This is a genomic window from Curtobacterium sp. MCPF17_051, assembly GCF_003234595.1.
Lineage (GTDB): Bacteria > Actinomycetota > Actinomycetes > Actinomycetales > Microbacteriaceae > Curtobacterium > Curtobacterium flaccumfaciens.
In genome coordinates this window covers 1-12536 of sequence record NZ_QKSE01000017.1, presented here as the reverse complement: position 1 = coordinate 12536, position 12536 = coordinate 1, and the positions used below count along the sequence as shown (strand labels likewise).

Here is a 12536-nt window from a genome sequence, read left to right as displayed (position 1 = left end):
GTCTGCCGGCAACGTCGCAGCCGACAGTTCGTGACCACACGGCGAGACGCAGGCGACGGGTCACGACCACGCGGCGACTGCCGGGAGGCTCATCCCGGCCCCGCTCGACACGCCCGGCTCCGGCTCGCCCAGCGGTCACAACATGCCGCTCACGTCCGCCGAGTGGTCACCAACTGTCGGCCGGCAACGTCGCAGGCAACAGTTCGTGACCACTCGGCGACGCGCAGGCGACGGGTCACGACCACGCGGCGACCGGCCGGAGGCTCATCCCGGCCCCGCTCGACACGCCCCGCTCGACACGCCCGGCTCCGGCTCGCCCAACGGTCACAACATGCCGCTCACGTCCGCTGAGTGGTCACGAACTGTCGGCCGGCAACGTCGCAGGCAACAGTTCGTGACCACTCGGCGACGCGCAGGCGACGGGTCGCGACCACTGGACCCGAACCCGGATGGTCAGGAAGCGCGGGAAGCGCGACGAGCGGCGAGCTCGTCGGAGGGATCGGCCGCCGCGGTGGCGTCGAGCTCGACCAGGGAGCTCTCGACCTCACGCAGGACCTTGCCGACCGCGATGCCGAAGACACCCTGGCCGCGGGACACGAGGTCGATGACTTCGTCGTCGGAGGTGCAGAGGTACACCGAGGCGCCGTCGGACATCAGCGTGGTCTGTGCCAGGTCGGAGACGCCGGACTCGCGGAGCTGGTTGACGGCGGTGCGGATCTGCTGCAGCGAGATGCCGGTGTCGAGCAGCCGCTTCACGAGCTTGAGCACGAGGATGTCGCGGAACCCGTACAGGCGCTGAGAACCGGAGCCGGCCGCCCCACGGATCGTCGGCTGCACGAGTTCGGTGCGGGCCCAGTAGTCGAGCTGTCGGTACGAGATGCCGGCTGCCCGTGCGGCGACGGTGCCGCGGTAGCCGTTCTGCTCGTCGTGCTCGGGCAGACCATCGGTGAAGAGCAGCCCGAGGTCGTACCGGGTCACATCAGACTCGGTGCCAGGGGTGTCGTTCCCACTCATGAGCTTGCCTTCCACGACGATCGAGCTCCCACCCGAAGCTTCAACGACGGGTTGAGAGTTGTTCCGAGGTCCACGGTAGCGACTCCGACCGCTCCCGCGCGGGACATCCGACCCGGCGCGTCCGGCGTGTCGAGGATACGCCTCGGCCACTGACACACAAGCCCTGTCAGAGCAACGGACGGTGTCATGCGTCGAGACGGCCGATGGCCTGGCGGATGAGGTTCGACCGGATGATCTCGAGGTGCCCGGCGATCTCGCGCGCGAGCTCGGTGGCCTTCGCCCGCGAGGTCGCGTCGCCCCGGCGTGAGACCGGCATGAGGGCGGACTCGATGAGACCGACCTCGCGCTCGGCAGTGCTGCGCAGCGTGCGGAGGTGTCGCGGCTCGATACCGGTGCGCTGCAGTTCGACCAGGGCCTTCAGCACGGAGACGCCGTCGTCGCCGTAGGTGTCGGTGGCCGGCAGCAGCGAGGCCGAGACCGCGTCGGCGAGGAGCATCGGTGAGGCGCCGGCTGCCCGGACCGTCTCGTCGCGGGTGTACCGGCGCTCGCGTCCGAGGATCGACGGCTTCGGTGCGTCTCCACCGCCGGGCAGGACGGGTTCGCGCCCGGCATCGAGGTCGGCCAGGTAGTCCTTGATGACCTTGAGCGGCAGGTAGTGGTCACGCTGCAGCCCGAGGATCACACGGAGCCGCTCGACGTCGGCCGCGGAGAACTTGCGGTACCCACTGGCCGTGCGGATCGGGGTGACGAGCTCGCGCTCTTCGAGGAACCGTAGCTTGGAGCTCGACAGGTCCGGGAACTCGGGCTTGAGGCGAGCGAGGACCTGCCCGATGGTGAGCAGGTCCGGTGCCGCGGACCCCGCCCGGGCCGCAGCGGACCGTGCGGCCACTACGCGTTCGCCAGGCGCGCCAGGTCGACCCGAGATGCGTAGAACGTCAGGCGGAACTTGCCGACCTGGACCTCGGCCCCGTCGGTGAGCAGCGCTTCGTCGATGCGGACACCGTCGAAGTATGTGCCGTTCAGGGAGCCGTTGTCCTTGACGCTGAAGCTCGTGCCGTGGCGAAGGAACTGCGCGTGCTTGCGCGACACGGTGACGTCGTCGAGGAAGATGTCGGCGTCGGGGTGTCGACCGGCCGTCGTGACGTCGGAGTCGAGGAGGAACCGCGCACCCACGTTGGGGCCACGACGGACCACGAGCAACGCCGACCCGGAGGGCAGGGCGTTGACGGCTTCACGTTCTTCGGTCGAGACACCGGACTCGGCGGTGAGCGCCGCGCCCATGTCCATGCTGAAGGTCAGCGTGGTGTCGACCAGCCGCTGCTCCGGGGTCTTCTGACCGCCCGGCTGCGGGACCACTGGATCTGGCATCGGTGGACCTCCTCCTCTTGGCCCATCAGCGTATCGGAAACGAAGGCCCGAGCGGCAGCCCCGATCTGGGACTGTGGAGGGACTTCCGCGATCCGCGAACGCGGGAGCGGCGTCAGCGACCCGTGCGACCCGGCGTCACCGACCCCGCGCGAGCAACCAGAGCAGGTACGGCGCCCCCACGACACCCGTCACGACCCCCACCGGCAGCGCGTTGCCGGGGATCGCGAACTGGGCGAGCAGGTCGCTGCCGAGCGTGATCGCGGCACCGACGGCGGCGGCCGGCGCGAGCGCGACCCGTCCGCCGCCGACCAGGCGTCTGGCGATCGGCGCGGCCATCAGCGCCACGAACGAGACCGGCCCCGCCGTGGCGACGGCTGCGGCGGTCAGGCACACGGCGGTGAGGAGCAGGAGCACCTTCGCCCGGTCCGGCCGGAGCCCGAGTGCGGCGGCGACCTCGTCCCCGAGGCTCAGCACCTGCAGGCGGGCGGACTGCAGCAGCGCGAGCACGCCGAGCACGACGAACGCGACGCCGAGCACCCCGACCAGGTCGCGGTCGACGGCGTTCAGGCTGCCGGAGAGCCAGAGCAGCGCGGTGCCGGCCTGGGTGACGGTGCCGCTCGTGAGCATCCAGCCGGTGATGCTCAGGCAGATCGCCGCGACACCGATGCCGACGAGGACGACCCGGTTGCCGGTGATCCCCCGTCGCCAGGCGAGCCCGGCGATGACGAGCGAGACCACCACTGCGCCGACGAGCACGACCGAGAAGAGCGTGCCACCGCTGGCACCGAACAGCACGATGGCGGTGAGTCCGGCGGCACTGGCCCCCGAGGTGATCCCGATGACGTCGGGGCTCGCGATCGGGTTCCGCACGACGCTCTGCACGATCGCGCCGGCGACGCCGAGGCTGGCGCCGACGAGGACGGCACCGAGCACCCGCGGCCCGCGCAGCTGCCCGATCACGAAGTCCGAGATCCGGTCCCCCTGGCCGAACAGGGAGGCGAGCACCTGGCCCGGGGTGAGCGGGATCGAACCGGCGCCGAGCCCGACCAGGACGAGCACCACGACGACCACGACCACGGCGACGAGCACCGCGACCTCGCGGCGCAGCCCGGCCGAGCTGCCCAGCCCGGCCGAACGGCCCGGCCCGGCCAACCGGCGCACCCCGGCCGAACGGCGCATGCCGGCCGAACGGCCCAGCCCGGCCGACCGGGGACGCGAGGAGCCGAACAGCTGCCTCACAGTCCCCGCACCACCCTCGAGCGCACGAGCGCGATGAACACCGGCGCCCCGATGAGCGCCGTGACGATGCCGACCTGCAGCTCCCCCGGGTACGCCACGACGCGGCCGATGACGTCGGCGACGAGCAGGAGCGCGGGGGCGACGATCGCCGACAGCAGGATGGTCCAGCGGTGGTCGGGGCCGCTCAACCGACGGACCGCGTGCGGAACGGCGAGTCCGACGAAGGCGATCGGCCCGGCGGCGGCCACCGCGGACCCGGCGAGCAGCACCGCGACCAGACCGCCCACCGCGCGGACGAGCACGACCCGCTGCCCGAGCGACGCCGCGAGTTCGTCCCCGAGCGCGAGGGTGTTCAGCGACCGACCGAGACCGAACGCGATCACCAGCCCGACGAGCACCGGCGCCGTGATGATCCCCGCCGTGCCGAGGTCCTTGCCGGCGAGGGCACCGACCTGCCAGAACCGCAGCTGGTCGAGCAGGCTCTGGTCGGTCACGAGCACCGCGGTGGTGACCGACGACAGCGCTGCGGCGACCACGGCTCCGGCGAGGGCGAGTCCGACGGGTGAGAGGCCGCGACGGGCGACGGTCGCGATCCCGTACACGAGCAGTGCGGCGAGGGCGGCCCCGACGAACGCGAAGGGCAGGTAGGCGGCCGTGCCGCTCACGCCGAAGACCGCGATCCCGGCCACCACGGCCAGGGTCGCACCGGAGTTGATGCCGAGGACGCTCGGGTCGGCGAGCGGGTTCCGTGTCACGCCCTGCATGACCGCCCCGGCGACCCCGAGCGCCGCCCCGGCGAGCAGTCCGACGACGGTGCGCGGCACCCGGTTGCCGAGCACGATGAGCCCGACCTCGTCGCTCCGCCCGGGGTGCAGGACGGTGTCCAGGACGGTGCCGAGCGGGATCGGCCGCGAGCCGTACGCGATCGACAGCGAACACGCCACGGCGAGGACGACGACCACCAGCACGGTCGCACCGACGAGTCGGGGGACGGAGCTGGGAGCCGGGGGCGTGGACGTCGACGGAGACATGGAAGTAAGGCCACCCTAACGCCGGAGCCCCACTCGGCGTCCCCCGAGCAAGCCCGGAGCGTGCGCAGGGTTCGTTCATAGGCTCGTCATGGGGAAGCGCTCTGTACTGGTCTCCATCGACGCCCGACCGGGCCGTCGAGGGACGACCGGAGAGCACCGATGAACGAGACCCCGAACCCCGCAGCCGCCGACCACGACGAGAACGGCACCCCCGCCGCGCAGCAGCAGGCTCCGGGCATGCACTGGGAGGCGCCACACGCCGACCCGGCCTCCCTGCGCCCGGCGTACGCGTTCGACGGCTCCGGTCCCTACCTCTACGGTCCCGACGGCTCCGGCCCCTACGCCTACACGCCGGACGGCCGCGGCCCGTACCTGATCGGCAGCCCCGCCCTCGCCGGCGCGAACCACGCCTGGGCGTCCTCGGCGGCGACCGCGAACCACCCCGGTACGACGAAGCGCCCGCGTCGCCTGGGACTGATGATCGGCTCCGGCATCGCCGCACTCGCCATCGTCGGTGCGGCCGGCGGCACCGCCCTCGGCCTGTCCTCGCAGGGGACGACCACGACGTCGAGCCAGTCGCAGGGCACCACCACGCTGCCCGGCACCGGATCCGGCACCGACGGCACCGGCGGCACCGGCAGCAGCGACGGCACGAACGGCTTCACGGTGCCCGGCGACGGCACCGGTAGCGACAGCGACAGCGGCACCGGGACGACCCAGTCCCCCGCCACCGCGGCGACGGCCGCCGACAAGAAGGGCGTCGTGACGATCAACACCGTCCTGAACTACGACGAGTCGTCGCAGGCGGCCGGCACCGGCATGGTCCTGACCTCCGACGGCACGATCCTGACGAACAACCACGTGATCCAGGGCGCGACGAGCATCACCGTCACCGACGAGACCACCGGCAAGGAGTACAAGGCCGACGTGGTCGGGGCCGACGCCACCAACGACGTCGCCGTGCTGAAGCTCGAGAACGCCTCGGGGCTGTCCACCGTCACACTGGACGACGACGGTGAGCCGAGCACCGGTGACACCGTCAAGGACGTCGGCAACGCCGAGGGCACCGGCAACCTCGTCGCCGCCGAGGGCACCGTCACCGCGATCGACCAGGACATCCAAGTGCAGAGCGAGTCCGGCACCGGCACCGAGTCCCTGACCGGCCTGATCGAGATCTCGGCGGACATCGTCTCCGGTGACTCCGGCGGACCGGTGCTGGACAGCGAGGGCGAGGTCGTCGGCATGGCCACGGCAGCGTCCTCGGGCACGGCCGACGTCACCGGCTACGCCATCCCGATCACCACCGCGAAGACCATCGCCGAGAAGATCCTCGACGGTGAGTCGTCGGGCACGATCACCATCGGGCTGCCCGCGTTCCTCGGGGTTCAGGTCAGCAACACCACCGGCACCACGGGCGGCGTCGCCGTCGCCGGCACGGTCGAGGGCTCCGGCGCCGCGAGCGCCGGCCTGGCCGCCGGGGACACGATCACGAGCATCGACGGCACCGCCGTGACGAGCTCGGACCAGCTGACGCAGGTCGTCCAGTCGCACTCGGTGGGTGACAAGGTGAGTGTCCGCTACACCGACAGCACCGGCGCCGCGAAGACCGTCACCGTCACCCTGACCGCCGGCCCCGCCGCGTAGCGGGAGACCGCAGGCGCGCTCAGCCCAGCAGCGCCCGCACCACCGACCGGTAGACATTGGCCGGGGAGTCCGTCCGGAAGGCGGTCTCCCCGGCCCTCGTCGTGCCCACGCGCGCGAATCCGTGTCCCTCGGCCCGCACGATCGTGATCGGCTTCGGCTTGCCCGGTCGACGCAGGTACGAGACGGTCCACGGCGCAGCCCAGAACCGCGCGAGGCGCGGGTCCGCCTCGGCGAGGGCCTCCGGCAGGTCCGGTGCGTCCGGACCGCCGGCCAGCTTGCGGCCGAGCAGGTGCCCTGGGAGCGACCCCGTGCGGAACGGGAAGGTCCACGTCGGACCGATGCCGAGCCTCCCGGCCATCAACGCGACGGCCCGGTCGGGCGTGACGGACGCGACCACGGCGCCCGCCGCGTCGGTCCCGTCGACGACGGTCTGCGACCAGGCCTGGAGGCGCGACTCGCCCCCGTCGGGCAGGTGCTGTTCCAGCGTGACCGGCTGGGCATCGCCCTGCCAGGGTTCGAGCAGGGTCTGGGTCGACTCCGGCAGCGTGCCGAGCCGACCGACGAGGCCCGCCTCGATGAGTTCGCGACCCGCCGCGGTGCGGAGGAGCGTGGGGTTCCACCGGCGTCCGGCGAGGCTCTGCAGGGTGCCGATCGCGTCCGTGCTCAGCCGGGGGCCCTCGAGCGGTGTCGTCGGGGCGGGGGCCGGCAGGGGTTCGAGGTCGCGCTCGGGGCGGACCGGGACCGTCTCGGTGGCGCGGACGCTCTCGAGGACGGCGAGCACGAGGTCGTCGGTCTCGAGCAGCCGGGCGAGCGGGCGTTCGATCGTCAGGTCGACCCGGTGCCGACCGGTCACGAAGAGCAGGTGGGTGCCGGCGACGTCGCCGTGTTCGTCGGGCCGGACGTACTCGACCAGCCGGGCCGGGGCGCCGGCGGTGGTCCACGGGTCGCAGCCGACGAGCAGCAGGCCCTCGACCGAGCCGGGCAGCCGCGCGAGCAGGCCGGTGTTCTCGTCGCCGATCGCGCGGTCGCTGGGTCGGGATCGGACGGTGAGGACGACGTCGTCGCCGGTGACGCGCAGGTCCGCCTGGGCTGTGTCCTCGCGGCGCCAGGAGTCCGGGCGGCGGAGGGTGAGGCGGGCGGTGCGGTCCTCGGTGCCGAGCGGGACGGGGACTGCCATGGGATGAGCGTATGTCGGGAGCGGGGCGCGTGGGCCCGCGGCTCGCCGGGCTGGGCTCGCACCGTGCGAGGTGCTGGGTTCGCACCGCGCGAGGTGCTGGGCTCGCACCGTGCGAGGTGCTGGGCTCGCACCGTGCGTCAGCGCCGAGCAGGCCGCGCGGGCGGGGGCGGCGGGACGGGCTTCGCGGCGACGACGTCGTCGAGCCGGACCTCGACCGGGCCGCGGCGGGTCGCGATCGTCACGACGTCGGGTGTCCGGGCGACCAGGTCACCGAGGGCGTCCTGCGCGCCGTCCCCGTGGTGCGCCCGGACCACCAGGCGGTCGCCGAGCGCGGCGTCGTGCAGCACCCCGAGCGCACGGGCCCGGGCGATCACCGCCTGTTCGTCCGCATGCACCACCCCAGGGTACGGGCCGCCTAGAGTGTCGACATGGAGAAGGCCCGGGTCGACAGCTGGATCTGGGCCGTCCGGATCACGAAGACCCGGTCGGCCGCGACTGCCGCGTGCAAGGCCGGTCACGTCCGGGTGAACGGGGAGCGCGCGAAGCCGGCGCAGCCGATCGGCCCCGGTGACGAGGTGCGGGTGCGCCAGAACGGCTTCGACCGCGTCGTCGTGGTGACCGGCATCATCCTGAAGCGGACGAGCGCCCCCGAGGCCGCGAAGCACTTCGAGGACAAGACCCCGCCGCGGCTGTCGAAGGAAGAGGCCGGGTTCGTCCCGATGCGCGAGCGCGGTGCCGGACGGCCGAGCAAGCGGGAGCGTCGCGACCTCGAGAAGCTCCGCGGCTACTGACGCTTCGGCTTGCCGTAGGGGTCGATGACGACTTCGAACTCGGCCTCGCCGTCCCACTCGACGGTGACCGGCTGCCCGGTCCAGCGGGCCTCGAGGTGACCGTCGTCGTCCTCGTCGGAGCCGCACAGGGCCGAACCGCTCGGCACCCGCTCGATCGCCACCCGTCCGTCACGGCCGACCGCGTACAGCTCGACGACCCGTCCACGGATCGCCTGCGTCCGCGCCGAGTCGTGTCGGACTTCGCCGAACCGCCGTGCTCCGTCCGCGGAGACGACCCAGTACTCGACGACGTCGCCGATCTCCACCGCCGGGCCGCAGCACTCGTGCTCCCAGCCCCCGATCTCGACCACGACGTGCGACGCGGACATCAGACGAAACGGACGGTCTGCTGCAGGCGGTCGCGGATCTCGAACACGTCGACCGAACCGGCCGGCGACCAGACGCCGCCCAGCACCTGGGCGAGCGCACTGCGGCGGACGACGAGCGCGGTGGGCTTCTTCGGGGAGCCGACGAGCTGCACGTCCTCGGTGACGGCGGCGTCCGGCACGACGAGCAGCCGGCCGGAGAACCGCACCCGGGTCTGCTTCTGCACGGCGCGGGCGGCGCGGACGAGTTCCTTGACGGGTCGCTCCCCCGGCGCGAGCGTCTCGCCGACGATCTCGCCGTGCTCGACGCGGACCGGAGCGCCCCAGTCGATGGACTCGACGGCCCAGAGTCCGCTCGGGGTCAGGACGGCGTGGTCGAGCTTGCCCTCGGCCCCGGCGTCGAGATCGTGCCACACGGTGACGCCGATCCCCATGTCGGAGACGATCAGGGCGGTTGCCTCTTCGGCCAGGGCTTCGGCGAGCAGCCGCCGGATGTGTCGGGGCGCGGAGCGGATGAGCGTGGGGTCGTAGGGGTCCTCGATGGGGTCGCCGAGGCCGACCCACTCGCGCTCGGCCTGCAGGAAGACCTCGCGCGACCGACCGCCGGGGTGTCCGTGGGACCGCGCCCGGGGGCGCGTGTCGCGACGCGCTGCCGGGGGTGCGTAGGCGTCGCGACCGGTGCCACCCCTGCCGGTGGAGCCGGAAGCACCGAACGAACCGGACGCGCGGGACCCGACGTCGTACGCGCGCCGGGCTTCCGGCGTGCCGATGCGCTCCCATGCGATCTGGACCTGGCGGAAGCGCTGGGCGTCGCCGCCGAGGTCGGGGTGCGTCTCGCGGGCCGCCCGCCGGTAGGCGCGGCGGAGCGCGTCGTCGTCAGCCGTCGCGGGGACGCCGAGGACTTCGTAGGGGGTGGCGTCGGCCGGGCTGTCCGTCATGGCCCTGCGACATTACCGGAGGCAGTGTCGGAGTCCGCCGCATGGTTGCTGGGTGCACTCTGGAGGAGCGGTGCGGCCGGGCTGCCTCGGCACACGGTCCGCAGGTGGTCGCGTCAGACCACCGTGGTCACGACCGGCGCTCCGAGGAACGCCGCGTACCGCGCGGCCGCAGCCTCGAGCGCACGGACGGACGACGCGTCGAGGGTGCCGAAGGGTGCGACGGTGACGAGGTGCTCGGCCCGGCGCTCGGTGCGCTTCCAGGTGCCGACGACGCGACCCCGCACGACGGCCATCGGCAGGAACACGCCGTTGGCTCCGGGGACGACGCGGTCGGCGTGGGCGGGGTCGAGCTGCGCGGACCGGTCGGCGTACCCGAGCAGGTACTCGTCGAAGCCGGGGAGAAGGTGCCCGGTGGGGACGCGCGCGGCCGTCGGCCGGTCGGCGAGGGCGAGGAGCCCGTCGCCGAGGTCCTCGACCGCGTCCCCCGCCACGGCCCGGGCCCGGCGGAGGTCACTGAGCGGCAGCTTCGTCCAGCTCGCGGCGTCGGCCTCGGTCGCGGGGCCACGGCCGCGCAGGTACCCGAGCAGGACCCGGCGGAGGGCCTCGTCGCGGTCCGGCGGCTCAGCGGTGGCGGGTGCCCACTCGTCGAGCAGCACGAGCCCCTGCCCGACGCGGGCGGTGGGACCCCAGGCGACGAGGCGTTCCTGCGCGAGCTGCAGGACCAGGTGGTAGCCGCGACCTCCGGCCGGGTCGATGCCGGCAGCGCGGTACGCCGCGAACAGGTCGTCCCGGACCAGCGCACGGCCGCCCTCGAGGGCCGCGATCGTCGCCTCACGGGCCCGGCCGAGCAGGGCGTCGTCGATGCCGAGCTCGGCGGCGCGTCGGGCGATCGTGCGGAGGGTCCGCTCAGCGGTGAGCGAGAGCAGCAGGCGCAGGTCGTCGGGGCGCAGGGCGTGCAGGGTGCCGCGCATCGACCACGAGCGAACGAGTTCCCCGCGGTCGAAGGCCCCGCGGACGTCGTCCCGCGTCGACCCGGGAGCGCGGACCCCGATGGCCCAGAGCACCTGGCCGAGGTCCTGCCCCTGCACCCCCAGCATCCGCTCGACGACCTCCGTGGGGCGCAGCCCGGGCGCCGCGATGCCCTGCGCCGCGAACCGCGCCGAGCGGAGCCGCGCGGGGCTGGTGGTCACGCGACGGCGGCGGTGACGGCGTCGGCGTGCTGCTCCAGGTAGGCGACGTCGGCGCGGTACAGGTCGGCGTGGCCGTGCTGCAGGTCGCTGACGAACTTCGGGTTGCCGGCGGCGGCCTCGTGCTCGATCGTCGTGACGAGCGCGACGAGGGACGCGATCATCGTCTCGGCCAGGACGCTGCGGGAGCGGTCGTCGAGCGCGTAGGCGCGGCAGAACTCGGCGGCACGTGCGAGCCGATCGTCGAGGTCGGGGGTGGTCGATCCCTCGACAGCGCCGGTGGTGAACGGCGCGAACCGGTAGACGGCACTCGCGACGTCCCAGACGCGGGGACCGGGGTGTGCGGTGTCGAAGTCGATCAGGCCGACGGCGGCGATGCCGTCGTAGACGCAGTTGTACGGGGCGAAGTCGCCGTGCACGATCGTCTCGACCGGAGCACGTTCGGCCTGCGACCAGAGGTCGTCGGCGGCGCTGCGCGGGAAGCTGGCACCGGCGTCGTGGAACTGGCGGAGCAGGCGGGCGCTGGTGACGAGGGCTGCCTCGCTGGCGATGTCCTCGGTCCAGGGGTACTCCCCAGCGACGCCCGGGACGAACGAGACCGTCTCGAGGGTGTCACCGAGGGCGATCGGTTCGGGGGCTGCGACGAACCCCTGCTCGTGCAGGTGGGCGAGCAGCCGGTGCACCGTGGGGGTCCACGGCCCGGCGGGGCGGTGGACTCGGTCGTCGGCCCTGGTGATGCGCTCCAAGGGGAACCTCCTGCGTGTTGCGTCTCCGTTGACGAAGGGCCAGCGTACCGATCAGGACCGGCATGCGTCCCAGTCCATCCGGAACACGATCGGCCCCAGCGCGGTGACTACAGCTGGTCGCGCAACCAGGACGGCCCGTGGACGGTCGCGCCGAGGGCCTCGACGCGGTCGCGGAGCTCGCGGTCGGCCGTCACGACGACGACCGGCCCGTCGCCGGCCTGCACCGCGGCCCGCACGGACTCGACGATCGCGTCGTCGCCGGAGGCCGGAGCACGGACGACGTCGACAGCGCCGGTGGCGGCACCGCGGTCTGCGGCGGCTACGGCGTCTCCGTCGGCACCGCGCTCGACGCTCGCGCCCCCACCGTCCGCAGCGGCCCGGGCCTCCCCCTCGAGCACCACGGTCCACCGCGGCCACCACCGCGCGAACGGCAGGTCGAGCAACGACGCGGACACCCCGCCCGCGGCGAGCGCCGACACCTGTGCGAGCAGGCGTGACGCAGCGCCGGCTCGGTCCTTCCACCAGCCGTCGGGCACGCTGCCGACGACGTTCGCCGCGTCGACGACGACGTGCGGCGTGGTCGCGACGGTGGCACGGAGCGCCGGCCAGGACCTGCCGAAGCCGGGGTGCAGGGGCAGGTCGTCGACCTGGTCGATCGGGATCCACGACAGGGCGAGGCTCTCGCGGTCGGCGATGACGGGTTCGAAGGGTCGGGAGGCGCGCCCCACGACGGTCGTGTAGGTCCAGAACCCCAGGTCGAGCAGTGCCGTGTGGCGCAGGGCGATCGCGTCGTCGGGCACACCGGCTTCCTCGGCGGATTCGCGGAGGGCGGCGGTCACGGCTGCTTCGCCCTGGTGCCGTGCGCCGCCGGGGATGCCCCAGGTGCCGCCGTGGTGGCTCCACTCGACGCGGTGCTGCAGGAGCACGCGGCCGGCGCCGTCGTCGACGAGCAGGCCGGCGGCGCCGAAGCGTCCCCATGCCTTGGTGCCGTCGGGGCCGACCGCCCAGGCGTCGCCGGGGTCGCGGGGGCCGGGTG

General features: G+C 73.3%; 14 protein-coding genes. 2 read left to right on the top strand and 12 right to left on the bottom strand.

Going from position 1 to position 12536, the window contains the following annotated elements:
- Nucleotides 1–453 precede the first annotated feature (453 nt).
- The 5 genes from DEJ35_RS13575 to DEJ35_RS13555 all read right to left on the bottom strand — a co-directional run bounded on the left by DEJ35_RS13575 (nt 454) and on the right by DEJ35_RS13555 (nt 4652).
- Nucleotides 454–1014: a MerR family transcriptional regulator gene (locus tag DEJ35_RS13575; protein WP_027465231.1), complete on the bottom strand. Its 561-nt coding sequence runs from the start codon at nt 1012–1014 to the stop codon at nt 454–456.
- A 184-nt stretch (nt 1015–1198) separates the two neighbouring features.
- A complete protein-coding gene (locus DEJ35_RS13570) occupies nt 1199–1903 on the bottom strand; it encodes a MerR family transcriptional regulator (RefSeq protein ID WP_111123942.1) in 705 nt (234 codons plus the stop codon).
- A complete protein-coding gene (locus DEJ35_RS13565) occupies nt 1903–2382 on the bottom strand; it encodes an FHA domain-containing protein (protein WP_051596676.1) in 480 nt (159 codons plus the stop codon). The genes DEJ35_RS13570 and DEJ35_RS13565 overlap by 1 nt, the downstream gene beginning before the upstream one ends.
- Before the next feature lie 135 nt (nt 2383–2517).
- Nucleotides 2518–3621, bottom strand: coding sequence for an iron ABC transporter permease (locus DEJ35_RS13560; RefSeq protein ID WP_258378490.1), 1104 nt, complete (start codon nt 3619–3621; stop codon nt 2518–2520).
- Complete coding sequence (locus DEJ35_RS13555; RefSeq protein WP_111192944.1) at nt 3618–4652, bottom strand: iron ABC transporter permease; 1035 nt, start codon at nt 4650–4652, stop codon at nt 3618–3620. The genes DEJ35_RS13560 and DEJ35_RS13555 overlap by 4 nt, the downstream gene beginning before the upstream one ends.
- Nucleotides 4653–4811: 159 nt before the next feature.
- On the opposite strand from DEJ35_RS13555, the gene DEJ35_RS13550 reads away from it, so the two are divergent.
- Nucleotides 4812–6296 (top strand): trypsin-like peptidase domain-containing protein, encoded by a 1485-nt coding sequence (locus DEJ35_RS13550; protein ID WP_258378489.1) that lies wholly within the window; start codon nt 4812–4814, stop codon nt 6294–6296.
- 19 nt (nt 6297–6315) lie between these two features.
- Here DEJ35_RS13550 and DEJ35_RS13545 read toward each other — a convergent pair whose 3' ends face one another.
- Both DEJ35_RS13545 and DEJ35_RS13540 read right to left on the bottom strand, forming a co-directional pair.
- A complete protein-coding gene (locus DEJ35_RS13545) occupies nt 6316–7473 on the bottom strand; it encodes a hypothetical protein (protein ID WP_111192943.1) in 1158 nt (385 codons plus the stop codon).
- Nucleotides 7474–7610: 137 nt separating this feature from the next.
- A complete protein-coding gene (locus tag DEJ35_RS13540; protein WP_258378488.1) occupies nt 7611–7868 on the bottom strand; it encodes a hypothetical protein in 258 nt (85 codons plus the stop codon).
- 33 nt (nt 7869–7901) lie between these two features.
- On the opposite strand from DEJ35_RS13540, the gene DEJ35_RS13535 reads away from it, so the two are divergent.
- A complete protein-coding gene (locus DEJ35_RS13535; RefSeq protein WP_111091075.1) occupies nt 7902–8264 on the top strand; it encodes an RNA-binding S4 domain-containing protein in 363 nt (120 codons plus the stop codon).
- Here the strand turns inward: DEJ35_RS13535 and DEJ35_RS13530 are convergent.
- From DEJ35_RS13530 to DEJ35_RS13510, 5 genes are all read right to left on the bottom strand, one after another.
- Nucleotides 8258–8632, bottom strand: a complete 375-nt coding sequence (locus tag DEJ35_RS13530; protein ID WP_181435587.1) for a hypothetical protein — start codon at nt 8630–8632, stop codon at nt 8258–8260. The genes DEJ35_RS13535 and DEJ35_RS13530 overlap by 7 nt on opposite strands.
- Nucleotides 8632–9567: a DnaJ domain-containing protein gene (locus DEJ35_RS13525; protein WP_111192942.1), complete on the bottom strand. Its 936-nt coding sequence runs from the start codon at nt 9565–9567 to the stop codon at nt 8632–8634. The genes DEJ35_RS13530 and DEJ35_RS13525 overlap by 1 nt, the downstream gene beginning before the upstream one ends.
- 113 nt (nt 9568–9680) lie before the next feature.
- Nucleotides 9681–10757: a winged helix DNA-binding domain-containing protein gene (locus DEJ35_RS13520; protein WP_110860112.1), complete on the bottom strand. Its 1077-nt coding sequence runs from the start codon at nt 10755–10757 to the stop codon at nt 9681–9683.
- Nucleotides 10754–11500, bottom strand: a complete 747-nt coding sequence (locus tag DEJ35_RS13515) for a phosphotransferase enzyme family protein (protein WP_111192941.1) — start codon at nt 11498–11500, stop codon at nt 10754–10756. Before DEJ35_RS13515 ends, DEJ35_RS13520 begins: the two co-directional genes overlap by 4 nt.
- A gap of 107 nt (nt 11501–11607) precedes the next feature.
- Nucleotides 11608–12536, bottom strand: a 929-nt coding sequence (locus tag DEJ35_RS13510) for an NUDIX domain-containing protein (protein WP_258378487.1), incomplete at its 5' end; no start/stop codon positions are given.